We start from the raw sequence: 25,279 nt of genomic DNA, 5'->3' as shown, positions 1-25,279 counted from the left end.
GCCCGCTACGAACACGACACCGCAACTATCCCCCTAGGGAGGATAGTTGCCATATCCTCCCGGGGGGGATATTTCTGCGGCATGGCTCACGTTTCCCATGCCGCCCATCCCGCGATCATCAAACGCCTTCGACGCGCGGACGGTCACCTGAACACGGTCATCCAGATGATCGAGAGCGGACGCCCATGCCTGGATTTGGCGCAGCAGCTTCACGCCATTGAAAAGGCCGTCGCTGCGGCCAAGAAGGCGTTGATTCACGACCATATCGACCATTGCCTGGCCCATGCGGCCGAGGGCGATCCGGACGAGGCTCGCCAAGCCATGGCCGAGTTCAAAGACATCACCAAATACCTGTGAGACGCCGATGACGCCGTTCGCGGATTTGCTCCAGCAGGGTTCGGCTCACGCCTGGCTCTTCATCCCTTCGGCCCTGCTGCTGGGCGCTTTGCACGGTCTGGAGCCCGGCCACTCCAAGACCATGATGGCCGCCTTCATCGTCGCCGTGCGCGGGACCGTCTGGCAGGCCATCCTACTGGGCCTGTCGGCGACCCTGTCCCACACCGCCATCGTGTGGGCGATTGCACTCGCCGGCCTCTATTTCGGCCGCAACCTCGACATCGAGGCGTCGGAGGGTTGGTTCCAACTGGCGTCGGCGCTGATCATCCTCGGGGTCGCCGCCTGGATGATCTTCGCCACCTGGCGCGAGCAGCGCGCCGTGCACAACGAGCATGGCCACGATCATGACCACGGCCACAGCCACAGGCACGACGGCACACGGCGCATCGACACTGGGCACGGCGTCCTCGTCCTCAGCATCTTCGAGGAGGACATCCCGCCCGAGTTCCGCGTCGCGGCCGAAAGCGGTCTCCTAGCGGAGACCGAGGACATCATCGTCACGACGACCCGGGAAGGCGGCGCAACACAGAGCTTCAAATTTGAGCGCTACGGCGAGGTTCTACGCTCCACCGAGGACATTCCCGAGCCGCACGCCTTCACGGCACGGCTAACCATCGGGCGCCCTGGCCACGTCCACGCCTTCGACGTCGTCTTCAGCGAGGACGACCATGGTCACGATCACGGCCACGGCGGTCTAGACGTCTCCGATCCCGACTACCAGGACGCTCACGAGCGCGCCCACGCCAACGACATCAAAAGGCGGTTCGCCGACCGCAAAGTGACCACCTGGCAGATCATGCTGTTCGGTTTGACCGGGGGCCTGATCCCTTGCCCAGCTTCGATCACCGTGCTTTTGCTGTGCCTGCAGCTCAGGGAGGTCGCCTTGGGCGCCACTCTCGTGCTGTGTTTCTCGATCGGATTGGCGGCGACGATGGTCACGGTAGGCGTCGCGGCCGCTATCGGGATGCGGCATGCCGAGACGCGCTGGTCGAAAGGCTTCTCATCCTTCGCACGCAAAGCTCCCTACGCTTCAGGCGCTCTCATAGCCATTGTCGGTATAGTGCTCACATGGCAGGCGATAGCGGCGCTGACGTCCTAATCAAAGCGCGGCTAGCCTCTATCCACTGCCAAACCGGCGCGTCGATTTGCCCGCTGCATCAAGAGCCGCACGACGCAATGCCCATACATTTGCCTAAACCGGACCGTTACAGCGTCGCTAATGCATCAGCAATGATCTGATGGTCCTGCCACACTGTCGATCCTTGTCGCACAAACGAACGTTTGTGACCGCGACCGTCCGAATCCAACTCCGCCCCCTGCCGTCAGCGCCGAAGGTGTGGCTAAACTCTGTTGCATAATCTATGTGTCATGAAGCCCTATGTTTACGAGTTTCGCGACATGTTTATCGGATACGCGCGGGTCTCGACTGCGGACCAAAACCTCGATCTCCAGATTGACGCGCTGAAACAGGCGGGCTGCGAGCGGATTTTCTCTGAAGCTGCGTCCGGCGCGCGGGTAGATCGCAAGGCATTGGGCGAGGCTTTGAGCTTTGCCCGAGAGAAAGATGTCTTCGTCGTTTGGAAGCTTGACCGCCTAGGCCGCACAGTCGGTCAGCTTGTTGATTTCGTCAGTGCCCTAAAGAGCCGCGGCGTTGAATTTCGAAGCCTGACTGATGGCATCGACACTACGACACCGGCAGGACGGTTCTTCTTCCATATGATGGCGGCTCTAGCCGAAATGGAGCGAGACCTGATCCGCGAGCGGACCATGGCAGGCTTGGCAGCCGCTCGCGCGAGAGGACGAACTGGCGGGCGTAAGCGGGCTCTATCGGCGCGCCAGCTTGAGCAGGTCCGTCTCTTACTTCAGCATCCCGATCAGACGATGGGAGCCGTAGCGACCACTTTCGGGATTTCTCGCAGCACTTTGTATCGCGCTTTGGCCCGGACTTCGGATCAGATCGGCAAATAGTTCTGGCGATTTTGTCGTTCTGAGAGGGCGGCTTGCAGTCCACCAGTTACGGGTGGGTGTGGATGTATTTCATGCATCTTCCCATCCCGTCGATACGGTGTAGGCTGTGATTTGAATGGAAACGCGCCAATGACGCCTTACCAAAACGACATCTGGCTCAAGATGACCGCCAGGTTGATGGGAAACCTGTCCGTGCTTTGCCTGGCCGGCGCATTCTTCGCCGTGTTGGGCGTTCGGTTCATGGATCACCAGATCAAAATCGGGGTGATCGCGGGCGTGTTATTGTTTTGGGTCAGCATGCGACTGTTGCGATATCTGTCGCCCTAAAGAACATGCTGCTGGACAGCTCGCGTCGATGCCGGCTGACGATCAGGCAAACGCTTCCGAAATCCGGGACCAAACATCTAGCTATCACTATCGCTCAGCGGCCCGCGATCCTGCGTGGTGGCACTAGCCACTAGCGTGGCGTTGCACCGACTATGGCCATGCAATGAATCCCAATAATGCAGCACCATCGCTTGCGGTGAACTATGGGATTCTCGGGATTATGGAACATGGCACCGTTGGAAATTCAACCAGTTAGAGTCTTGGGATTATGGCGCACTCACAGTTGCAAGGCAGGCTAACCCTGGAGCGCAAAGCCCCGCGGCGCAGCTATCAAAACGCGCAGCTGCTGGGCTTTGAGCGGTCCACATCCACCGCTCTTCGCTTTCTACCTTACGGGAACGCGCCTGCTACTCCCCAGCGTGTTTTCTGTCGATGCATCCCAATCTTCCCGAGACCCTCACGGGCCCATTCTGTGCCGATCATCTCGGCCTACCTCGATCGGACTCAGGAGCGCGCACAGCGGGGTTGAAGCGCGGCGGAGCGAAACGCGATCGCGCGCTTGATCCGTTCGGATATTCCGAGCGGGTCAAGCCTGTGGTCATAGAAAAGGAAAGATGGTGGATGCGACAGGGATTGAACCTGTGACCCCCTCGGTGTGAACGAGGTGCTCTCCCGCTGAGCTACGCATCCATGCCTTGCGGAGGCGGCGACATAGCCCGGTCGTCGCCCCCGCGCAAGCATCCGTTTCAGATTCCGGCGGCTTGCACGTTTTCCGGCGCCTCGGCTTCCGGGTCGCCCGGCAACCAGGCCACGTGGCCGTTGTAGATTCCCAGGTCCAGAATGCCTTCTTCCTTGGCCACCAACACCGGAACCAGCATCTGGCCGGTCACATTGGTCGCCGTGCGCATCATGTCGATGATCCGGTCGATGGCGACGATATAGCCGATGCCCTCCAGCGGCAGACCGGCGGTGGACAGGGTCAAGGTCAGCATGACGATGGACGTCCCCGGCACGCCGGCGGTGCCCAGCGACCCCAGCACCGCCGTCAGGCCGATCAGGATGTACTGGGTCAGGGTCAGGTCGATCTGGAAATACTGGGCGATGAAGATCGCGGCGATGGCGGGATAGATGGCGCCGCACCCGTCCATTTTCACATTGGCGCCGAGGGGGACGGCGAAGGCGGCGTAGGCCTGGGGCACGCCCAGGCGCTCGACCGTCTGGCGCAGGGTGATCGGCAGGGTCCCCAAGGAGGAAGAGGTGGCGAAGGCCGTCTGCTGGGCGGCAAAGGCGCCGCGGAAGAAGCTGGTCACCTTCAGGCCGTGCAACTTCAGCAGGCCCGAATAGACGATCAGGATGTGGAACAGGCAGGCCGCATAGATGGCGCCAATGAACTTGAGCAAGGGCAGCAGGGCCTCCCAGCCATAGCCGCCGACGACCGAGCCGATCAGGCCGAACACGCCGATGGGCGTCAGCTGGATCACCCAGCGCGTGATCCGGAAGATGACGGCCGCCCCTTCATCGACCAGCCGCCTCACATTCTGCGCCCGGTCGCCCAGCGCCACCAGGGCCACGCCGATCAGGGCCGAGAAGAAGATGATCTGCAGCACCCTGCCCTCGGCCAAGGCGGCGAACGGATTGGTCGGCACCACCCCGATCAGCACCTCCAGCGGCGTCGGGATGACCCGTTCCTTGACCTCGCCCAAGGGCAGGTTGGACAAGCCGACGCCCGGATTGATGATGTGGCCGAAGGCGAAACCGACCAGAACGGCCAGCAGCGAGGTGATGGCGAACCATACGATGGTCCGCACGCCCAGCCGCACCGCCCCGGCCCCCTCCCCCAACTTGGCGATGGAGCTGGCGATGGTGAACAGCACCAGGGGCGCCACCACCATGCGGATCAGGTTCAGATAGATGTCGCCGATCGGCTGGAGCCAGATTTCGGCCCGCTCGCGCAGGATCAGTCCCGCGATGACGCCCAAGGCGAGGCCGGCGAAGGTGCGTTGCCACAAGGGAATTCTGAAGAAGCGAGCGAACATGGAGGCGCTTTCGATGGGGTGCGCCAAACTGGCCATCGCGTCGGCGATCCGCAACCGCGCCTGTGAGGGTTCAGACCCAAGATTTACTGTCCGGCGCCCTCAGAATTTCAGCGCCCTCATGACGTAGAAGTCGGACAGGATGCCGTCGATCGCCTCTTCGACGTCCTCGAACGAGTCTATCAGGACGTCGCCGCCCAGGGTTTCTACGGGAACCGGCGTGTAGCCAAAGGTCGTCAGAATACAGGGCATTCCGGCATCCTTGGCCGCGTCCGCGTCCGGCGCAGCGTCCCCGACCATGATGGCCCGCTCTGGATCGCCGCCGGCCTTGACGACAGCCTCCCGCAGATGGACGCCGGACGGCTTTCGCGCAGACACCCGGTCGGGCCCAACGATGGCGGCGAAATGGCGGGTCAGGTCCAGTTTCTCGAGCAGCAGCTCGGACAGGTCGGACCGCTTGTTGGTCGCCACCACCAGGATGGCGCCGCGATCCTTCAGGCGCTCCAGGGTTTCGACCACCCCTTCGAACGGCAGGGATCCGTCGGCGATATGGGCCGAGTAGTCGCTCATGAACCGCTCGAACAGCGCCTCCGACTGGGCCCGCTCGGCCGACGCGCCAGCCGCCTCGAATCCATGCGCGAGCAGGGCCCTTGCGCCGGACCCGATCAGGGTCTGGGCCGAGGCCATCGGCACGGGCGGCAATCCCTCCTCAACCAACAGGCGGTTTAGAGTTCCGATCAGGTCCGGCGCGGAATCGACCAGGGTTCCATCCAGGTCGAAGGCGATGGTCCAGCCTTCGAGGTCGCGATCGCTCATCCATGTCTCCCGCTAGCCCGCATGATGGGCTAGATCGCAGGACGACTAGACTGCGAGACGATTCATGACCAGCCAGACGCGCCCACGCGCCGCCATCATTCTCGCCGCCGGTCAGGGCACGCGAATGAAATCGCCCCTGCCCAAGGTGCTGCACCCCGTCGCCCATCGCGCCATGCTGGATCACGCCATCGACGCGGCGGAGGGGTTGGGCTGCGAGCGGATCATCGTCGTGGTCGGAACCCATTCGCCCGAAGTGCGCGCCCACGTCGTCAAACGCCTGGGCGAGGCCGCCGTCGCCGTTCAGGATCCTCCGCTGGGCACAGGCCACGCCGTCCGCGCGGCGGAACAGGCGCTGGCCGGGTTCGACGGCGACGTGGTGATCACCTATGGCGACGTACCCTTGCTGAAGGCCGCCGACATCGAACCGGTTTTCGCCGGCGAAGGCGTCACGGTGATCGGCTTCGAGGCCCGCGATCCCGGCGCCTACGGCCGACTGATCATCGAAGGCGATACGCTTACGGCCATCACCGAGGCCAAGGAGGCCTCGCCCGAGGTCCTGGCGATCACCGCCTGCAACTCCGGCGTCATGGCCGCGCCTGCCGCCCTGCTCTTCTCGCTTCTGGCCGAAGTCCGCAACGACAACGCCAAGGGCGAATATTATCTGACCGACGTGGTGGAGCTGGCCCGCAGGGCCGGTCACCCAACCCACGCCGTCTTCGCTGCGGAGGACGCCGTAATGGGCGTCAACGCCCAGGCCGAGTTGGCCCAGGCCGAGGCCCTGTTTCAGGCCGTCCAGCGTGAGACCTTCCTCGCGGCGGGCGTGACCATGAGCGCGCCCGACACCGTCCATTTCGCCTGGGACACTCAGGTCGGCGGCGGAACCGTGATCGAACCCTTCGTCGTCTTCGGCCCCGGCGCGGTGATCAAGGGCGGCGCCCGGATTCGCAGCTTCAGCCATATTGAGGGCGCGCGCGTCGCCTCCGGCGCCGAGGTCGGGCCCTATGCCCGGCTGCGGCCCGGCGCGGATCTGGCCGAGGGGGTCAAGATCGGCAACTTCGTCGAGGTCAAGAATGTGAAGATGGCTGCGGGCGCCAAGGCCAATCACCTGGCCTATCTGGGCGACGGATCGGTCGGGGCCGGCGCCAACATCGGGGCCGGCACCATCTTCTGCAACTACGACGGCTTCAACAAGGCCAGGACCGAGGTCGGCGCCGGCGCCTTCGTCGGCTCGAACTCCAGTCTTGTGGCGCCGGTCTCGGTCGGCGCCGGGGCCATCGTCGCCTCAGGTTCGGTGATCACCGAAGATGTGCCGCAAGACGCCCTGGCCTTCGGCCGCGCCCGTCAAACCCTCAAGCCGAACGCCGGCGCCGCCTTCCGGGAGAAGGCCAAAGCCAAGAAGGAAGCGGCCAAGGCCGCCAAGCAGAAATGAGCGACATCCAGAAAAAGAACGCAGGCGAGGCCGCCGCCGCATACGTCGAGGCCGGCATGGTGGTCGGTCTGGGCACCGGATCCACCGCCGCCTGGTTCGTCAAGGCCCTGGCGGCGCGCGGCCTGTCGGGTCTGCGCTGTGTGCCGACCTCGGAAAAGACCGCCGACCTGGCGCGGGAACTGGGCCTGACTCTGTCGACCCTGGAGGATACGCCGCGCATCGATCTGACCGTTGACGGCGCCGACGAGGTCGGTCCCGGCCTGGCCCTGATCAAGGGCGGCGGTGCGGCTCTGTTGCGCGAGAAACTGGTCTGGGAGGCGTCCAGCCGGTGCATCGTCATCGCCGACGCCGCCAAGGTGGTGCCGGTGCTGGGGACCTTCCCCCTGCCGATCGAGGTGGTCGCCTTCGGCCACAAGACCACGGCCAATCGCATCGCTGACGTGCTGATCGACCATGACATCAGCCAACCCGCCCGCGTCCGTCAGGCGGATCGCGGTCTGGTCCGCACCGACGGCGGCAATCTGATCTATGACGCGGGATGCAAGGCCATCCACGACCCGGTGCGTCTGGCCGATGATCTGAAGCTGATCACCGGCGTGGTCGAACACGGGCTTTTCCTGGACCTGGCGGATCTGGCGATTATCGGCACGGACACGGGCGTGGAGATCATCACGCCCTGACCGCCGCTCAGGGCGAGAGCGCGGGTCGTCTTGCCCCAGAGCACGTCGGCGCCTAAATCCGACGCCTCGGAACCCGGCCTGGCCGGAACCGATTCCTGACGATTCAGACAATTCAGACCGGGCCTTGCCCGCCTGAACGGAGCGTACGATGGCCGAATACGACTATGACCTCTTCGTCATCGGCGCCGGCTCGGGAGGCGTGCGCGCCGCGCGTTTGACGGCGCTGGGCGGCAAGAAGGTCGCGGTGGCGGAAGAATACCGCGTCGGCGGCACCTGTGTGATCCGGGGCTGCGTGCCGAAGAAGTTCATGGTCATGGCCTCGGAGGTCAGCCATGCCTTGGAGATCGCCGAAGGCTACGGCTGGTCCTTCGACAATGCGAAGTTTGACTGGCCGACCTTCCTTGAAGCCAAGGACGTCGAGATCGCCCGCCTGTCGGGGATATACGCCGCCAACCTGGGCAAGGCCGGCGTCGAGCTGGTCCACGGCCGCGCCGTGCTGAAGGACGCCCATACGGTTGAGATCGTCGGCAAGAACCGCACCATCACCGCCGAAAAAATCCTGGTCGCCACCGGCGGCCGCCCATGGAAGCCCGAGGGCTTGGAGGGCATCGAACACGCCATCACCTCGGAAGAGGCCTTCCATCTGCCAAAGCTGCCGAAGCGCATCCTGATCGCGGGCGGGGGCTATATCGCGGTGGAATTCGCCGGCATCTTCGCCGGTCTAGGTGTCGAGACCACCCTGATCTATCGCGGCCCCAACATCCTGCGCGGCTTCGACGACGACGTGCGCGCCCATCTGGCGGGCGAGATCGAGAAACGCGGCATCAAGGTCATCCTGGGCTGCCAACACGAGAAGATCGAAAAGACCGCCACGGGACTGGTGAACCATCTCGAGAACGGGATGAAGCTGGAGACGGACGTTGTGATGTTCGCCACCGGCCGCATCCCGCACGTCAAGGGATTGGGGCTTGAGGCCGCCGGCGTCGAGCTGAATGACGAGGGCGCGATCAAGGTCGATCCCTATTCCAAGACGACGGCCGACAACATTTGGGCCATCGGCGACGTCACCGACCGGATGAACCTGACGCCGGTCGCCATCCGTGAGGCGGTCGCCTTCCATCAGACCGTCTATCGCGACAATCCCCAGCATTTCGACTACGAGGCCGTGGCGACGGCCGTGTTCAGCCAGCCGCCGGTCGGGGTCGTCGGCTTGTCAGAGGCAGAGGCCCGCCGTTCGTGCTCGGCCGGTGTTGATGTCTATGTGACCCGTTTCCGACCGATGAAATACGCCTTCACCGGTTCGGAAGAACGCGTGCTGATGAAGCTGGTGGTCGACGCCGACAGCCAGCGCGTCGTCGGCGTCCATATCGTCGGGCCGGACAGCCCGGAGATGATCCAGCTCGCCGCCATCGCCGTGAAGGCCGGCCTGACCAAGGCTCAGTGGGACGCGACCTGCGCCGTGCACCCCACAATGGCTGAGGAGCTGGTTACGTTGAAGGAGAAGCAGTCGGGCGCGACGTCGGCGGTGTGATCGCGGGCTTGCTGATCAAGTGCGGCCGTTCGCGGAACATCTCGATCAGATCCAGTCGCCCCGCCTCGGGCAGAGACGTGGCGGCGGGGCCCTCGTTGCGGAACTGGAGCATCTGGGTGTCCCCTCCGACCGTCATGGGCCAGTTCGGACGCCCGACCCCGTTCGGATCGCCGGACCTTGCAAAGGCGGTCCAGTAGCCAATCATCGCCTCGGACGCCGCTCTATCCGCGTCCCGCACCGAATAGGGCAGCAAGGCCAGGGTCCCGAACACATAGGGGCGTTCGATGGCATGGGTGGCGCCGCCGTGGGGTTCAGGATTGTCCGGCGAGGAGACTTCGAACCGATAAAGATAGGCCGGATGCCCCGCTGCGGCGTGCCGCCTCGCCAGCCATCGCGCCGGTTCGGCAAAGACGGCGTCTGTGAGGAAGCCCCGGTCAAAGCCCCCCTCGCCTCCGTAGGCCGCCGTGATCAAAGCCCGCTCCAGCCAGGTCATGTCGTCGTCGATCATGCCGTAGCCGTTGCGGTCCGTCGGCTTCATCCACCAGAACTCGGCGCTGTTGGTCCCGATGATCAAGGGCACAGGCGCCTGCCGCCCGGCGCGGAAAGCCGCTTCGACGGTGGAGGTCACGATCTTGCCGTCGATCAGGCTGAGGTCGCCGTTGGCGAAGACCGGCGCAGGGCTCAGCAACTGCTCCACCGGCGCGGCGCGCAAATCGGCCGCGGTCATCAGATTATGGCCATAGGCCCACGCCTCGCCCCGCTCGCGCGCCGAAGGAAGGTCAAAGGCCCCACGCCGATCCAGCGGCGTCTGCAGCTCTCGCCCCAGACCGGACTGAACCACGGCCCGGTCGAACAGGCCGCGCGCCGGGGGTGAAATCATCATCCGGGTCACGATGGCGCCGCCGGCCGACTCGCCGAAGATGGTGACGTTCGCGGGATCGCCGCCGAACGCCGCGATATTGGCCCTGACCCATTTCAGGGCGGCGATGACGTCCATCAGACCATAGTTGCCCGCCGCCTCGTCCGCCGGACGCTCGGCCACCAGGGCGGGATGGTCGAAGAATCCGAGCCGTCCCAGGCGATAGTTCAGGGTCACAACCACCATGCCCTGGCGCGCCAGATGCGACCCGTCATACAGGGCGGCTGTGCCCGAGCCGTTGACCAGTCCGCCGCCATGGATCCAGACCATGACGGGGGCCGGCGCGCTCACCGCCTCTGGTCGCCAGATGTTCAGGGTCAGGCAATCTTCGCTCATCGGCAGAGGCCCGACGCCGGGATCGCCTTGAGGCGTCGCTTGGATACATAGGGCGCCGTAGCGGGTGGCGTCCCGAAGGTCTTCCCACTGAGGCGCCTCGCCGGGCGGTCGCCAGCGACGTTCCCCGACCGGCGGCGCCGCATAGGGGATGTTCTTGAAAGACGCGACCTCGTCTTCCGCGGCTCCGGACAGGGCGCCTTGCGGCAATTGGACGACGGGCGGTTCGGCCGCCGGCCGATCTGTGGGCTGGGTCATGGCGAGCGAGAGGGTGGCCAAGGCGGCGGCGAATGTCATGCCCCGTCCTTAGCAAATTCTCTCAACACGCCAATGACGAAGGCCGAGCGGAAAATTCTTTGTCCGCTACCGAACCGTTTGCCCCATCGCGCGTTAGGGACCCTATTGGGTTGGGGTTTGTATTGACTGTTCTAGAAAGAGCCGGCGCCTCAGTGGAGGAATTGGCGAGCGCCTTCGAGGCCTCGCCAAATCCCTATCTGCTGCTCACGCCAGATCTGCGCATCGTCGAGGTCAATCAGGCCTATGTCGATGTCACCGGGGCGCGACGAAGCGAGATCGTCGGCCGCCCCCTGTTCACGGCGTTCGACTCCGGGCCAGGCGACCGCGCGCCAGACAATGTCAGACAGGTGAAGGCGTCGCTGGAAAAGGCGCGCGATACGCGCCAGCGCGACCACCTGGCCGTGGTGCGCTATTCGATGCCGCGCCTGAAAAGCGACGGCGGCGAAGTGTTCGAAGAGCGGATTTGGAGCGCCACACATACCCCCTTGATGAACGCTGAGGGTGAAGTCGTCTTTCTGCTTCAGCACACGATGGACATTACGGATCTGTCGCCCGCGATCCGCGCCGACGAACCGACGACGGCGCTGGACGCCCTGATCGGCGGATCGGTTCTTCGGCGCGCCCAGTCCGTCCAGGAAGACAATCGCCGTCTTGAGATGGAACGCAACCGGCTGGTTGAGATGTTCATGCAGGCGCCGGGGTTCGTCGCCGTCCTAAGCGGTCGTCAGCACCGCTTTCAGATGCACAACCACGCCTACGGCCAACTGATCGGGCATCGGGACATTGCAGGAAAGCCGGTAAGCGAGGCCTTGCCCGAATTGGCGGGTCAGGGATTTCTGGAATGCCTCGACACCGTGTTCGAGACCGGGGAAGCCTATGAAGGTCGCGAGCGCCGTGCGGAGTTGCAACGCACCCCGGACGGTACGCTGGAAACCCTCTACCTCAACTTCATCTTTCAGCCGATCCGTGACGAGAGCGGCGCCGTGGTCGGCATCTTCGTGCAGGGTCATGACGTCACGGACAATGTTCGAGCCGTTCAGATCCAGAAGCTTATGATAGATGAGCTGAACCATCGTGTGAAAAACACCCTGGCCACGGTTCAGTCTATCGCCATCCAGACCGCTCGATCGCATACCGACCCGGCCAGTTTCGCCGAAACATTCCAGTCTCGCATTCTGGCCCTGTCGCACACCCACGATCTGCTGACGCACAGTCATTGGGAAGGGGCTGATCTTCAAGCGGTTCTTCTGCACGAGACCGAAGCCTTCGGTCCAGCCCGCATCAGCCTGAACGGCCCCAGTACGGCCCTGCCCCCGGCCACCGCCCTTTCGCTGGGCATGATCTTTCACGAGCTCGGGACCAATGCGGCGAAATACGGCGCCCTGTCCGAACCGGACGGGCGGGTGCTGATCGATTGGAAGGTCACCGATCCCGGCCGAGTTCTCAAGCTCAGATGGCGCGAAATCGGCGGCCCGAAAGTTTCGATACCGGACAGAAGAGGCTTCGGTAGTCGATTGATTGAGCGAAACATTCACCATGATCTGGCGGGTGAGATCGAACTGGTCTACGCCAGCGATGGATTGATTGCGGAACTGACGGTTCCACTGGACAGGACGGCCGCCCCATGCCCCAACCCCTAAACGGCCGACGTGTCCTGGTGGTGGAAGACGAGTCGCTCGTCGCCATGCTGCTCGAGACCATTTTGGAAGACATGGAGTGCATCCCCATCGGCCCCGCGTCCAACATCGACGACGGCGAGGCGATGGCGCGCGACACCGCAGATCTCGACGCCGCCCTGCTGGACGTCAATGTGGCGGGGCGTCAGGTCTTTCCCGTCGCGGAGGCTTTAAAAGCTCGCGGCGTGCCCTTCGTCTTTTCGACCGGCTATGGCGAAGGCGGCCTGCCCGAGGAATGGCGCGGCTCCGCCACCGTGCAGAAGCCCTTCACCGAGGCGGCGATCCGGGAGGCCCTGATGAAGGCTATGGGCGTCGCCCAGGTCTAGGCTTGAGATCCATCAGGATCGCCCGCGCGGCGTTATGACCCGGCGCCCCGGTGACGCCGCCACCGGGGTGAGCGCCTGATCCGCAGAGGTAAAGGCCCGGAACCGGCATACGGTAGTCGGCATGGCCCAGAACCGGGCGGGCGCTGAACAACTGGTCCAGGCTGAGCCGACCGTGGAAGATGTCGCCCCCGACCAGTCCGAACCTTCGCTCCAGATCCCGTGGCCCCAGGGCGATCCGCCCCAGAACAGAGGCCTTGAAGCCCGGCGCATGGGCGTCGACCGTATCGATCATCAGATCGGCCACCGTGTCGCGATGCGCATCCTCGAGATCGGGGGAAACATGCTGGCAGAACAGGCTCGCCACATGGGCGCCCGCCGGCGCCAGACTGTCGTCCAGCGTCGAGGGGATCAGCATCTCCACGATCGGTTTTGACGACCAGCCGTTCAGCCGCGCCTCGGCATGGGCGCGATCCATATAGGCCAGGCTCGGGGCGATGATGATGCCGGCCGTCAGGTGATCGCCGGGCTCTGGCAGGGCGGTGAATTTCGGAAGCTCCGAAAGCGCGACATTCATTCGGAAGGTGCCAGAGCCAGAGGCGTATCGTCCCATCCGTTCCTTGAAATCCGTCGGAACCGATGCGGGGTCGAGCAGCGTCTCGAACAACAGGCGGGGGTGCAGGTTGGACACAACGGCTCGGGCGCGCACGACGTCGCCGTCCTGGGTCACCGCACCGACCGCCCTGCCCTTTTCGATCAGGACCTCAGTCACGGCCGCATCCAGCCGCACGTCCACACCCTGTTCGGCGCAGGCCGAGGCCATGGCCTGTGTGATCGCTCCCATCCCACCCAGGGCGTGACCCCAGACGCCCCTCTTGCCGTTCATTTCGCCGAAGACATGGTGCAGCAGGACATAGGCCGAACCCGGCGTATAGGGACTGGCGTAGTGGCCCACCACGCTGTCGAAACCGAACAGGGCCTTGATCGGATCGCTTTCGAACCAGCCGTCCAGCCAGTCCCCCGCCGACTTGGAGAACAGGTCCAGAAGGTCGCGGCGGCCCGTCTGACCCAGCCCGACGATGCGACGCCCAAGACGGCCCGCCTTCAGCATCTCCGGCAATGCCGCCCAGCCGCCCTCGACCATGTTCGGCGGAGATGTCAGCGTCAGATCTCGCAGCAGGGCCGCGACCGTCTCCAGCCGGGTTTCGTAGGCGTCCAGACGTTCCGCGTCGCGCGTCGAGAACTTCGCGACCTCCGTCCGCGTCCGACCCGGCCCCGCCGCCAGATAGCGTCCGTCTCCCAGCGGCAGAAAGTTCGACATCCGCCGCTCGACCATCTTCAGTCCATGTCGGGCCAGATCCATATCGGCGATGACGGTCGGACTGAGCAGGCTGACGGTGTAGCTGGCGGTAGAGTTCCGAAAGCCGGGGTGGAAGGTCTCGGTCACCGCCGCGCCGCCGACGACCGAGCGGCGCTCCAGCACGGTCACCTTCAATCCCCGCCGGGCGAGATAGAAGGCGCACACCAATCCGTTATGCCCTCCCCCCAGAATGACGACGTCGGTTTCGGTCTTGGCCATGGCCCCTCTCTGACCAAGGCATAGCACCCTTCAGCGGTTCAACCAGCGCCCGTGCGCCGCGGTGCGAACCACCCGCCGTCCGATCTCTGGACCGCGCCAGAGACCGCCAGGACGGCCAGGGTGTGCTCAATCGTCCGCCGCTTGCGCAGCCCGCGCCCGTCAAAGCCCGTAGCCAGATCCTCCGATCTCATCGGAACACCTGACCGGCGCAGGTTGGTCAGCAGGGCCGCCGCCAAGCGCCCAGGATCCTCCGGCAGGCGCGGCAGGATCGCTTCGAGCGTCAGCATGGCCTCAGTCTGAGCTGGCGCTGAAGAGGTTCTGACCCGCTCGTTCTGGTAGGCCGGACGAATGAACCGCACCCGTCCCTGCGCCTCCTCCATTGCTCGCGTCCGATTGAGCCCTGCCAGTCGGGTCGCCGTTTCGGCGTCGGACAAGTCGACGGGCCAGCCGTAGGCTTCGGCCGTGACACGGTCGATCATCCTGTGAAGATGGTCGAGGATGCCGATGCGGCCTGTGTTGTAAACCATGCGCTCCGCAGCGCTCATCACCGTCGGATCGCCGAGACGCGCCCGCGCATTGTAAAGGCCGGTCATTGTCAGATCGGCATGCTCAGCCAAAACGCGCGCCCGCGTCGTGTCCAGTTCCTCCCCCAGGGCCGCAAGTTCAGCCGTCTGCGCCGCCGTCGGCTGCGGGAAAGGGAAACGGTCGAAGCAGACGCCTTTCACATAGACGGCCTCGCGTCTGTACTCGCCGATCCGGCCGGCGTTGGCGGCGAACCAGGCTCGGTGTTGGCGGGACGACAGCATGGCCAGAACGGCGGCGTCATCGCTGGCGATGACCACCAGCTTGTTGTCGGGCAGGACGGCGGAATCGACAAAGCGAAACCAGCGGTGTTTGGCCGTCTCGACGGTGACGATGTAGCGGTCGAGCCCCTCCAGCGCGGCTCTCAGATCCCGGCGAGGCTCGCCGAACGTCCACCAGTTTTCTCGGTAGGATAGCCGGTTGTTACGGTCTCGCTCAGGCTTAACCGTCTCCAGCAGATGCTGATAGATCAATGGATGACGACGCCGCACCTCGACCTCGTCCCAGCCGAACAGGTCGATCGCCTGCAGATCCCGCGCCCGGTCCGCCAGGTCCCGTCCGTTGCGATAGGTGCGAAGCGGGGACGGAGCGTCCGGTTCCGATCCCTCGAGCAGCGCCCGCCCCTGCGCCGAGGCGACCAGAAACCCGGCGCCCATCAACTGAACGCCGCGATGCGCCAGGCCCGTATTGGCCTTTAGATCGACCGCCTGGGTCAGGCCCGACTCGATCATCAGATCGGCGCCGATGACGCCTTCCCTTTCCCGGAAGCTCAATTTGGGCAGATCAGTGTGCAGGTCCTGTTCGCCGACAACCTCCAGCCACCGGCCACGGCCGTCCGGCTCGCCGCGTTCAGCGACGGACATGGCGATCCGCACATCGGCGCGACCGGCGCCCGTGACCCATGGATGGTCAGGAATGGCGAAGACCAAACGGATCGCTGGGCGACGCGCCAGGTGATGTTCGATCACTCGCCGCGAGAAGATCTGGGTCACCGAATTGGTCATGATGAAGCCGAACCGCCGCAGGATCGACCCCTCGCGTGTCAGAATCTCCGCCGCTCGATCCCACCAGGCCGTGACGATGTCCGCCGAACGAAACCGCCCGCCTCTGAGCCTGTCCAGAGCATCGACATAGCCGTCGCCCAGTTCCGCTCGCAGATCCTTGCCGGCGATGAAGGGCGGGTTGCCGACGATGAAATGCGCCTCCGGCCAGGGCGTTGGGTAGGGATCAACGTAGCATTCGACCTCCCGCTCGGCCGCCCCGTCCGACAGCCGCCCGACAGGCCGGGTGATCACCCGGCCCTCTGCGTCGCGCGCCAAGTCCAGGCGGGAGCACCGGATCAGCGCGTCCGTTCGCACGACGCGCTGGAAATCCTTCAGGATCGGCTCCGACGGATTGGCGTCACCGAAAAGATGAAAATGCCATTGCAAATATCCGATCCACATCACCAATTCTGCAATCCACGCTGCGTAGGCATTCTTTTCCAGCCCATAGAATTGTTCAGGACTGACGACGTGGCCCTCCATCCCCAGCCGCCCTTGGGCCTCACCCATCTCGCTCAGGACACCCAGAACCTCACCCTCAAGTTCCTTCATCAGCCGCATGGCGACATAGAGAAAATTGCCTGTGCCGCAGGCCGGATCCAACACACGGACCCGACAAAGCTGGTCGTGAAAGGCGCGAACCATCCGCCGCGCAGTCGCCGTCTCCCCCTCCAGATGCAGACCGATGGCCTGGGCCTCGATCGCCTCCCATTCGGCGCGGAGCGGCTCCATGATCGTCGGCTCGAGCAGGCGCTCGACATAGGCACGCGGCGTATAGTGAGCGCCCAGTTCAGCGCGCTCCGCCGGATCCAGAGCCTGTTCCAGCAAGGCGCCGAAGATGGCCGGCTCCACCAGGCTCCAGTCACATTTCGAGGCCTCGATCAGCGCCCCCAGCTCCGCCTCGGTGATCGGCATCGGATCGACCACCTTGAACAGCCCGCCGTTGAACTGGCGGATACGCTGCTGGGTCGCCAGGCAATGGCCGCCCCGGTCCATCGCGCTGAAGAACACCCGGGCTGCATCATGGAACCGGTCCGCCTTTCCGCGATAGGACTCGAGGAAACCCTGAAAGCCCCGCCCGTCGATCAGACCGACGCTGTCGGCGAACATGGCGAAGATGCACTGCATGACAAACAAGGCGATCCGCCCCGCCCTCGCCGCCCTCGCCGCTTGATCGTCGCTCGACTGCGACTGTCTTTGACGAATGGATCGGACCAGCAGGGCCAGCCGAGCGGCGATGTCCATGGTGACTTCCGCCACCCGGGCGGCAGGGTCCAGCGACATCGGATCTGTCCAGACCCGACGAAGCCGGTCGCGCACCTCTGCCTGACGCAATTGTTCGAGCTCAATCCGGTATGTCGCCCGATCCGGAAACTGAGCATAGGCCTTGCCCTGTCGCGCGAAATCCGACCACAGCTCGATGGCTCTGCCGACATCGACCACGATCAGAAACGGCGGCCATTCATCCAGGGCCTTGGCGTAGTTTTCGGCCTGTCGCTTCGCCGCGCGCATCAGCCGATCCAGGGCGTCCGGCGACGGCGCGCGGCCCTTGCGTGACGGGTGTACGAACCGCGCCAGTTGAACTGCCGGGTCCAACGGCCCGCCATCCCGCCGTTTCAGCGACTGTTTCGCCTCCAGCACAAAACAGCCCTGTTTGGCGCAGTCGATATAGCAAGGATGGCTGACCCCGTCCTCGTGGACGAAGCGCACCGGCCGTTCGAAACAATAGTCCAGGTCTCCCATCCGTTCATCATCGGGCGCCGGCGCGCCGATGATCCGACAAAGCTGGATGATGAAGGTCTGGTACTGAGCCCGTTCGCTAATCGGGACGTGAGCCCAGTGAGCGATGAAGGCGTCAACATCTTCGGATTGCTTTCGAGCCATGAAAGCAACCTATGGTTATTTCCTGCCTAAGCGCAACCTAGGATCGCACACCTTCAATCCAACGAGCGTGCAGCATCGGCTTGCCCAGCCAGTAGGCCAACTCGGCGGGCCGCGAAATGTCCCAGGCCGCCAGGTCAGCCGCCCGTCCAGCCTGCAGCAGCCCCGCTTGGTCCTGCAAGCCGAGCGCCCGCGCCGCCTCGCGCGTCGCCCCGGCAAGCGCCTCTTCCGGCGTCAGGCGGAACTGCACACAGGCCAGGTTCAAGGCGTCCGTCATAGAGGCGAGGGGCGAGGTGCCGGGGTTGCAGTCGGTCGCCACCGCCATGCGCACACCCTGGGCCCGCAGCAGGGCGATCGGTGGCGCCTGGGTCTCGCGCAACATCAAAAAGGCGCCGGGCAGCAGAACCGCGACCACCCCAGCTCTGGCCATGGCCGCTATCCCCGCCTCCGTCGCATATTCGATGTGATCGGCTGACAAGGCCCGATAGCGCGCCGCCAGCTCCGCTCCGCCGCCGTTCGACAGTTGGTCCGCGTGCAGCTTGACCGGCAGTCCCAAAGTCTGCGCCCGGTCGAACAGGCGCGACACCTCCTCGCGCGAAAAGGCGATGGGCTCGCAATAGGCGTCGACGGCGTCCACCAGGCCCTCGGCGTGGGCGGTCGGCAGGATTTCGTCCACAGCCTTGTCCACATAGGCGCTGCGGTCGGACCGATGCTCGGGCGGCACGGCGTGCAGTCCCAGATAGGTGGTGCGGACGCGGACTCCGCCCTCGCGGCCGATGCGCCGGGCGACCCGCAGCATCTTCAGCTCGGAGTCCAGATCCAGCCCATAACCGGACTTGATCTCGACCGTCGTGACTCCGGTCGCCTTCAGCCCCTCCAGCCGCGCCATGGCGGAGACGAACAACTCATCCTCGGACGCCGCGCGCGTCGCCTGGACTGAAGCGACGATCCCGCCGCCAGCCCGCGCGATCTCCTCATAGGTCGCGCCGCCCAGCCTCTGTTCGAACTCGCCCGACCGGTCGCCGCCGAAGACCAGATGGGTGTGACAATCGATCAGTCCCGGCGTCAGCCAGCGCCCGTCCAGCCGCTCGGTCGTCTCGGCCTGGACGGGCGGGAGATCGACGCGCGGTCCGATCCAGGCGATCCGCCCGCCAGAGATGACGACGGCGGCGTCCTCGATCACGCCATAGGGCGCGCCGCCTTCCATCATGGTGGCGGCGTGGCAATCGATCAGCAGTCGGTCGGCCTTCATCAAACCTGATCCTTTGCATGAACGGAGGAAAACAAGGCAACGAGATCATAGCGGTCGCCAGGGAAAATCTGGCGAACCCGAGTGACGCCCTGACCATCCCTCCAGGTCCGCCGTTCGACGTAGAGGCAGGCGGCGCCCGCCCGAATTTGCAACAGACGGGCAGACGCCCGATCCGCCTCGACAGCACCGATCCGGTTCTCGGCCTGGGTCCAGGGTTCCGAGTCGAGAAGCCAGCTTCCGGGAGGAACACACTGAAAATCCACCTTTTCCGCTTCGGGGGTAGCCGATAGGGCGATCAAGCGATGCTCCAGGGCCAAGGGGACCTGGTCGGCGCTATGCAGACATGTCAGCGCCAGTAACTGTCCGCCGGCCGCCAGTTCGAACTCCACCAGGTCCTGAGACGCCCTGATATCGCGGCTAAGAAGTCGATAGTCATAGATTTGACCACGCTTATTCACCTCGGCCCTCAAGTCTGGAATAGCGAGGAAGGCCGCGTGCGCCTTGGGCTGGGCTACGAATGTGCCCGCGCGACGCTTGCGCACCACCAAGCCCCTGCCCGCCAGCTCGGACAAGGCCTTCGACACGGTCGCCCGCGAACAGCCGTAGCTGTTCGTCAGCTCGTGTTCGAACGGAATCCGATCACCGGGGGCGAACTCTCCCGACAGGATCTGCGCTTCCAGATCGATAAAGATGCGGCGGTGCAGAGGCTCCGCCGTCATGCCAGGACAACCTTCAAGGCCGCGCGGCACCGCGCCTCCAGGGCGTCACGGTCCAGGTGACGCCCCTCTCGCACCACTTCTCGCCCTGCGCGCCAGACTGACGCTATGGATCCTGTCGGCGCCCCGAAGAGCCAGCTGTCCAGAACTGCGTCGCCCGACCGGCCGGCGAAGGCGAACCGGCGCGTATCCAGCGAGACGATGTCGGCCGCCTGCCCCACCGCCAGACCGCCCGCGACCCCGCCCGCCTGCGCGCCGCCGGCCAGGGCGTGGTCGAACAGGGCGCGGCCGGTCGAGCGTTGGGCATCGGCCATCACGGCGCGCCCGCGCAACGTCAGGCGTTGGCTGTATTCGAGCATCCGCAGTTCCTCCGCCAGGCCGATCTGGACGTTGGAATCCGTCCCGATCCCAAACCGCCCCCCTGCCCGCATATAGGCGGCGGCGGGAAAGACGCCGTCGCCCAGATTGGCCTCGGTGATCGGGCAAAGGCCGACGACGGCGCCTCGCGCGGCCACGCCCCGCCATTCGGTCTCGGTCACATGGGTGGCGTGAATCAGGCACCATCGAGCGTCGACAGGCGCGTGATCCAGCAGCCACTCGACGGGCCGCGCGCCGGACCAGGCCAGGCAGTCTTCGACCTCCTTGGTCTGTTCGGCGACATGGATATGGATCGGGCCGCCCTGCGCCAGGCCGGGTAGAATCGCCAATTCTTCGGCGCTGACCGCCCTCAGACTGTGTGGAGCCACCCCGACGCTGGCGTCCGGCATGTTCGCCGTCAGCCGACGACAGGCCCCGACTAGATCGGCGAAACCATCGAGGTCGGTGATGAACCGCCTCTGTCCCTGCGCCGGAGTCTGTGCACCGAACCCGGCATGGGCGTAGAAAACCGGCAGCAAGGTCAGGGCGATTCCACTGGCCTGCGCCGCCGCTGCGATACGGCCGGAGATCTCGCTTCGGTCGGCATAGGCCACGCCTTTGGGGTCGTTATGCAGATAGTGGAACTCGGTCACCCGGGTGAAGCCGCCCTCCAGCATTTCCGCAAAGGCCAGGGCGGTTATGGCCTCAATCTCGTCCGGCCCGCCTCGGTCGAGGAAGCGGTACATCAGCTCGCGCCAGGTCCAGAAGTCGTCATTTGAAGGCCCGCGCGCCTCGGTGAGACCGGCCATGGCCCGTTGAAAGGCGTGGCTGTGAACATTGGTCATGCCCGGCACGGCGACCCCGCCGCCGGCATCCGTCGGCGACCGCCCGACCCCCGCTGTGACCGAGCCGATCCGCCCGTGGCTGACGGTAATCCGAACATCCCTGGCCCAGCCGTCCGGCAATAGGGCGGCGTCGAACCAAAGCGTGAGGTCCACAGGTTCCGCTTCAGAGCTCACTGGACAGGTCCGTCTTGTTGCGATCAATATGTCTAGACATAACTGCGACAGATCGATTTGGCGAGGGAGGCCGAGATGACCGACGACTGGCTGACCGTTCAGGAAGGATCGGCGCCTCTGATAATCGGGCTGCCGCACACTGGGACTGAGATCCCCGACGCCATCCTGGACCGGATGATCTCGCCCTGGCTCGCCCGCAAGGACGCCGACTGGTGGGTGGACCGGCTGTATGATTTCGCCGTGGACATGGGGGCGAGCGTCGTGCGCACCGCTATTTCGCGCAGCGTCATCGACGTGAACCGCGACCCGTCCGGCGTTTCCCTCTACCCTGGAATGACGACGACCGGCCTATGCCCGACCGAGACCTTCGACGGCGAGCCCCTTTATCGCCCCGGCCAAGGTCCGGACGAGGCCGAAATCGCCGAACGGCGCGCGACATGGTTCGATCCCTATCATGCGGCGCTTCAGGCCCAGATCGACCGCCTGCGCGTCCAAGGGCCGGTCGTGCTGTATGACGCCCATTCGATCCGGTCGGTCGTGCCTCGCCTGTTCGACGGCGAACTGCCGCAGTTCAATATCGGCGACAACGACGGCGCGACCTGCGCGCCGGACCTGACCCGCGCGGTCGAGGCCGCCTGCGCCGCCAGCGGCGACAGTCGGGTCGTCAATGGTCGGTTCAAGGGCGGCTGGACCACGCGCCATTATGGTCGACCCGAAACCGGCGTCCACGCCATTCAGATGGAATTGGCCGATCGGGGCTATATCCTGGATCCAGCCGGGCCGGTCACGCCCGACAACTGGCCCAGCGCCTATGAGCCCGAACGCGCCGGACCGATGCGGGGTCATCTGCGCCGCGTCCTGACCGCCTGTATCGCCTTCGCCCAGACCGCCCCTTGAGAGTCCAACCGGTGACCGTCCGATGAACACGCCCAACGCCCGCATCGTCCGCAGCCCGCGCGGCCCCGAAAAAACGGCCAAGACCTGGGCCGCCGAGGCGGCGCTGCGGATGTTGATGAACAACCTCGACCCGGACGTGGCCGAAAGGCCTCAGGACCTGGTCGTCTATGGCGGCATCGGCAAGGCGGCGCGCGACTGGGCCGCCTTCGACCGGATCGTCGAGACCCTGAAGGCGCTGGAGGCTGATGAGACCCTGCTGGTCCAGTCGGGCAAGCCGGTCGGCGTCTTCCGCACCCACCCCGATGCGCCGCGCGTCCTGATCGCCAATTCCAATCTGGTGCCAAAGTGGGCGACCTGGGAGCATTTCTCAGAACTCGATCGCAAAGGCTTGATGATGTACGGCCAAATGACGGCCGGATCATGGATCTACATCGGCACCCAGGGCATAGTTCAAGGCACCTACGAGACCTTCATGGAGGCGGGCCGCCAGCACCACGGCGGCGACTGGGCCGGCAAATGGATCCTCACCGCCGGCCTGGGCGGCATGGGCGGCGCCCAGACCCTGGCGGCGACCATGGCGGGCGCCTCCTGTCTGGCGGTCGAATGCCAGCGGAGCCGGATCGAGATGAGGCTCAAGACCCGCTACCTCGACGTCATGGCTGAGACGCTCGACGAGGCCCTGGCCCTGATCGAGACGGCCAATCAGACCAGAAAGCCGATATCGGTCGGGCTGTTAGGCAATGCTGCGGACGTGCTGCCTGAGATGGTGCGTCGGGGCGTGCGACCCGATCTGGTCACCGACCAGACCAGCGCCCACGATCTGGTCAACGGCTATCTGCCCTCCGGCTGGACCGTGGCCGAATGGGAGGACCGGCGGGTCAGCGATCCCGCCTCGGTCTCGGCCGCCGCTCGAACCTCCATCGTCGCCCACGTCCAGGCCATGCTGGATTTCCAGACCGCGGGCGTGCCGGTCGTCGATTACGGCAACAACATCCGTCAGGTCGCCTTCGACGAGGGCGTGGCGAACGCCTTTGACTTCCCCGGTTTCGTGCCCGCCTATATCCGCCCGTTGTTCTGCCGCGGGATCGGACCCTTCCGTTGGGCGGCCCTGACCGGCGATCCGGACGATATCCGCAAGACCGACGCGGCCATGAAACGGCTGTTTCCGGACAATGCGGGTCTGCACCGCTGGCTCGACATGGCGAGTGAACGTATTGCATTCCAAGGTCTTCCAGCCCGTATCTGCTGGATAGGATTGGGTGATCGTCACCGGGCCGGCCTGATGTTCAATGAGATGGTGGCCTCGGGCGAACTATCCGGCCCCATCGTCATCGGCCGCGACCACCTCGACTCCGGCTCGGTCGCCAGTCCGAACCGAGAGACCGAAGCCATGCTGGACGGGTCGGACGCCGTGTCCGACTGGCCCTTGCTTAACGCCCTGCTGAACACGGCCTCGGGCGCCAGCTGGGTGTCCCTGCACCACGGCGGCGGCGTGGGAATGGGCTATTCCCAGCATTCCGGCGTGGTCATCGTCGCTGACGGTACGCCCGAGGCCGCGCAACGGCTGGAGCGCGTTCTGTGGAACGATCCGGCCACCGGCGTCATGCGCCACGCCGACGCGGGCTATGAGATCGCCCGCGCCGCAGCCCGCGAGCATGGCCTGAACCTCCCCAGCCTGAAAGCCTGAGCCATGACCCAGATCGCCATCGGCCAATCCCCGCTGACTCTCGACCAATTGCGCGCCGTGATGGACGGCCCGGTGACGGTTTCGATCACCCCGGACGCCTGGGCCGATGTGGACAAGGGGGCGGCTGTCGTCGCCGCCATCGTGGCCGAGGGCCGCACCGTCTATGGGGTCAACACCGGGTTCGGCCTGCTGGCCAACACCTCCATCGCCTCCGAGGATCTGGAGACGCTGCAGCGAAACCTGGTGCTCAGCCACGCCTGCGGTGTCGGAGCGCTGCTGCCGGACGCTGTGACGCGGCTGCTGATGGTGCTGAAGATCGCCAGCCTTTCGCGCGGCGCCTCAGGCATACGGCGCGAGACGCTGGAGGCTCTGGTCGCCCTGGTGAACGGCGACGTCCTGCCCTGTATTCCCTCCAAAGGTTCGGTCGGCGCCTCCGGCGATCTGGCGCCTCTGGCGCACATGAGTTGCGTGCTGATCGGCGTCGGCCAGGCGCGCGTCGCCGGCGAGGTGCTGGAGGCCGAGGCGGCTCTGACCCGGGTCGGACTGGCGCCCCTGACGCTGGGGCCAAAGGAAGGCCTGGCCCTGTTGAACGGCACCCAATGTTCCACTGCCCTGGCCCTGGCCGGTCTGTTCGCGACCGAGGCGGTGTTCGCGGCGGGCCTCGCGGCCGGCGCCCTGTCGGTCGACGCCTTGAAGGGCTCCGACGCGCCTTTCGACCCCCGCATCCACGCCCTGCGCGGCCAGCCGGGCCAGATCGCCGTCGCGGCGCGGCTGCGGGAACTGATGACCGGCTCGGCCATCCGCGACAGCCATCGCGACGACTGCGCCAAGGTTCAGGACCCCTATTCCCTGCGCTGCCAGCCCCAGGTCATGGGCGCCATTCTGGACGTCCTGAACGCCTCGGCTGCGACCTTGGCGCGCGAAGCCAACGCCGTCACAGACAATCCCCTGGTCTTCATTGAGGACGGCGATGTCATCTCCGGCGGAAACTTCCATGCGGAACCCGTTGCTTTTGCCGCCGATCAGATCGCCATGGCCCTGTGCGAGATCGGCAATATCTCCGAGCGGCGGACCGCCATTCTGGTCGATCCGAAGATGAGCGAACTGCCGGCCTTCCTGGTCAGGGAAAGCGGCCTGAACTCGGGCTTCATGATCGCCCAGGTGACGGCGGCGGCCCTGGTCGCGGAAAACCGCATGGTCGCCCATCCGTGCAGTATCGACACCGTCCCGACCAGCGCCAATCAGGAAGACCACGTCTCCATGGCGACCCACGGCGCGCGGCGACTGCTGGACATGGCCGAAAATACGGCGACCGTCGTGGGCATCGAACTGCTGGCGGCGGCCCAGGGGCTTGAGTTCCATCGCCCCCTGACCAGTTCGCCGGCTCTGGAACAGGTCCTGTCCATCGTCCGCCAGGCCGCCGCCCCATACGCCAGCGACCACTATTTCGCGCCGGACATCGCCCGGGCGACGGACGGGGTGCGGGCCGGTCGCTATCGTATCTTCGCCAAAGACCTTCTGCCGTCCGCCTAAATGAC

At 65.2% G+C, this 25,279-nt stretch carries 20 protein-coding genes and 1 tRNA gene; 12 read left to right on the top strand and 9 right to left on the bottom strand.

Annotated elements, in window-relative coordinates; translation table 11 throughout:
* Positions 1-81 precede the first annotated feature (81 nt).
* From OU998_RS10030 to OU998_RS10015, 4 genes are all read left to right on the top strand, one after another.
* Positions 82-357, top strand: a complete 276-nt coding sequence (locus OU998_RS10030) for a metal-sensing transcriptional repressor (RefSeq protein ID WP_267513278.1) — start codon at positions 82-84, stop codon at positions 355-357.
* A 7-nt stretch (positions 358-364) separates the two neighbouring features.
* Positions 365-1,495 carry a nickel/cobalt efflux transporter gene (locus OU998_RS10025; protein WP_267513277.1) on the top strand — a complete coding sequence of 377 codons (1,131 nt, stop codon included), beginning with the start codon at positions 365-367 and terminating at the stop codon, positions 1,493-1,495.
* 299 nt (positions 1,496-1,794) lie between these two features.
* Positions 1,795-2,364, top strand: coding sequence for a recombinase family protein (locus tag OU998_RS10020; protein WP_035306831.1), 570 nt, complete (start codon positions 1,795-1,797; stop codon positions 2,362-2,364).
* Positions 2,365-2,493: 129 nt separating this feature from the next.
* Positions 2,494-2,691 carry a hypothetical protein gene (locus OU998_RS10015; protein ID WP_267513276.1) on the top strand — a complete coding sequence of 66 codons (198 nt, stop codon included), beginning with the start codon at positions 2,494-2,496 and terminating at the stop codon, positions 2,689-2,691.
* Between the two features lie 615 nt (positions 2,692-3,306).
* On the opposite strand, the gene OU998_RS10010 is transcribed toward OU998_RS10015, so the two are convergent.
* From OU998_RS10010 to OU998_RS10000, 3 genes are all read right to left on the bottom strand, one after another.
* Positions 3,307-3,381: transfer RNA gene (locus tag OU998_RS10010), tRNA-Val, on the bottom strand.
* 56 nt (positions 3,382-3,437) lie between these two features.
* Positions 3,438-4,727, bottom strand: a complete 1,290-nt coding sequence (locus tag OU998_RS10005; RefSeq protein ID WP_267513274.1) for a dicarboxylate/amino acid:cation symporter — start codon at positions 4,725-4,727, stop codon at positions 3,438-3,440.
* A 99-nt stretch (positions 4,728-4,826) separates the two neighbouring features.
* Positions 4,827-5,540 carry an HAD-IA family hydrolase gene (locus tag OU998_RS10000; RefSeq protein WP_267513273.1) on the bottom strand — a complete coding sequence of 238 codons (714 nt, stop codon included), beginning with the start codon at positions 5,538-5,540 and terminating at the stop codon, positions 4,827-4,829.
* A gap of 64 nt (positions 5,541-5,604) precedes the next feature.
* Here OU998_RS10000 and glmU point away from each other — a divergent pair, with 64 nt between their 5' ends.
* The 3 genes from glmU (at position 5,605) to gor (ending at position 9,180) form a co-directional block, all read left to right on the top strand.
* The gene (gene glmU, locus OU998_RS09995) at positions 5,605-6,969 is read left to right on the top strand and encodes a bifunctional UDP-N-acetylglucosamine diphosphorylase/glucosamine-1-phosphate N-acetyltransferase GlmU (RefSeq protein ID WP_267513272.1); all 1,365 of its coding nucleotides are present in this window, start codon (positions 5,605-5,607) and stop codon (positions 6,967-6,969) included.
* Positions 6,966-7,649 (top strand): ribose-5-phosphate isomerase RpiA, encoded by a 684-nt coding sequence (rpiA, locus tag OU998_RS09990; protein ID WP_267513270.1) that lies wholly within the window; start codon positions 6,966-6,968, stop codon positions 7,647-7,649. Before glmU ends, rpiA begins: the two co-directional genes overlap by 4 nt.
* Before the next feature lie 148 nt (positions 7,650-7,797).
* Positions 7,798-9,180: a glutathione-disulfide reductase gene (gor, locus tag OU998_RS09985; protein WP_267513268.1), complete on the top strand. Its 1,383-nt coding sequence runs from the start codon at positions 7,798-7,800 to the stop codon at positions 9,178-9,180.
* On the opposite strand, the gene OU998_RS09980 is transcribed toward gor, so the two are convergent.
* Positions 9,137-10,729 carry a carboxylesterase/lipase family protein gene (locus OU998_RS09980; protein WP_267513267.1) on the bottom strand — a complete coding sequence of 531 codons (1,593 nt, stop codon included), beginning with the start codon at positions 10,727-10,729 and terminating at the stop codon, positions 9,137-9,139. The genes gor and OU998_RS09980 overlap by 44 nt on opposite strands.
* A gap of 152 nt (positions 10,730-10,881) precedes the next feature.
* Between OU998_RS09980 and OU998_RS09975 the strand changes: the two genes are divergently transcribed.
* The gene (locus OU998_RS09975; RefSeq protein WP_267516759.1) at positions 10,882-12,369 is read left to right on the top strand and encodes a sensor histidine kinase; all 1,488 of its coding nucleotides are present in this window, start codon (positions 10,882-10,884) and stop codon (positions 12,367-12,369) included.
* The gene (locus OU998_RS09970; protein WP_267513265.1) at positions 12,354-12,731 is read left to right on the top strand and encodes a response regulator; all 378 of its coding nucleotides are present in this window, start codon (positions 12,354-12,356) and stop codon (positions 12,729-12,731) included. The genes OU998_RS09975 and OU998_RS09970 overlap by 16 nt, the downstream gene beginning before the upstream one ends.
* On the opposite strand, the gene OU998_RS09965 is transcribed toward OU998_RS09970, so the two are convergent.
* From OU998_RS09965 to OU998_RS09945, 5 genes are read right to left on the bottom strand one after another with little or no spacing between them, the layout of a single operon-like run.
* Positions 12,709-14,307 (bottom strand): phytoene desaturase family protein, encoded by a 1,599-nt coding sequence (locus OU998_RS09965; RefSeq protein ID WP_267513264.1) that lies wholly within the window; start codon positions 14,305-14,307, stop codon positions 12,709-12,711. The two genes, OU998_RS09970 and OU998_RS09965, sit on opposite strands and share 23 nt — an antisense overlap.
* A 38-nt stretch (positions 14,308-14,345) precedes the next feature.
* Positions 14,346-17,816 carry a class I SAM-dependent DNA methyltransferase gene (locus OU998_RS09960; protein ID WP_267513262.1) on the bottom strand — a complete coding sequence of 1,157 codons (3,471 nt, stop codon included), beginning with the start codon at positions 17,814-17,816 and terminating at the stop codon, positions 14,346-14,348.
* 37 nt (positions 17,817-17,853) lie between these two features.
* Positions 17,854-19,065, bottom strand: coding sequence for an imidazolonepropionase (gene hutI, locus OU998_RS09955; RefSeq protein ID WP_267513260.1), 1,212 nt, complete (start codon positions 19,063-19,065; stop codon positions 17,854-17,856).
* Positions 19,065-19,784, bottom strand: coding sequence for a histidine utilization repressor (gene hutC, locus OU998_RS09950; RefSeq protein ID WP_267513259.1), 720 nt, complete (start codon positions 19,782-19,784; stop codon positions 19,065-19,067). The genes hutI and hutC overlap by 1 nt, the downstream gene beginning before the upstream one ends.
* The gene (locus OU998_RS09945) at positions 19,781-21,136 is read right to left on the bottom strand and encodes a formimidoylglutamate deiminase (RefSeq protein ID WP_267513258.1); all 1,356 of its coding nucleotides are present in this window, start codon (positions 21,134-21,136) and stop codon (positions 19,781-19,783) included. Before OU998_RS09945 ends, hutC begins: the two co-directional genes overlap by 4 nt.
* 96 nt (positions 21,137-21,232) lie before the next feature.
* Here OU998_RS09945 and hutG point away from each other — a divergent pair, with 96 nt between their 5' ends.
* The 3 genes from hutG to hutH are packed head-to-tail and all read left to right on the top strand — an operon-like array spanning position 21,233 to position 25,274.
* A complete protein-coding gene (hutG, locus tag OU998_RS09940) occupies positions 21,233-22,054 on the top strand; it encodes an N-formylglutamate deformylase (RefSeq protein WP_267513257.1) in 822 nt (273 codons plus the stop codon).
* A gap of 22 nt (positions 22,055-22,076) precedes the next feature.
* Entirely contained in the window at positions 22,077-23,741 is a 1,665-nt protein-coding gene (gene hutU / locus OU998_RS09935) for a urocanate hydratase (RefSeq protein ID WP_267513256.1), read from the top strand.
* A gap of 3 nt (positions 23,742-23,744) precedes the next feature.
* Positions 23,745-25,274 (top strand): histidine ammonia-lyase, encoded by a 1,530-nt coding sequence (gene hutH / locus OU998_RS09930; protein ID WP_267513254.1) that lies wholly within the window; start codon positions 23,745-23,747, stop codon positions 25,272-25,274.
* Positions 25,275-25,279 lie beyond the last annotated feature (5 nt).

Origin of the sequence: Brevundimonas sp. SL130 (assembly GCF_026625805.1) — a bacterium.
GTDB lineage: Bacteria > Pseudomonadota > Alphaproteobacteria > Caulobacterales > Caulobacteraceae > Brevundimonas.
Note: the sequence above shows the minus strand (reverse complement) of the source record. Positions and strands in the feature narration are given on the sequence as shown.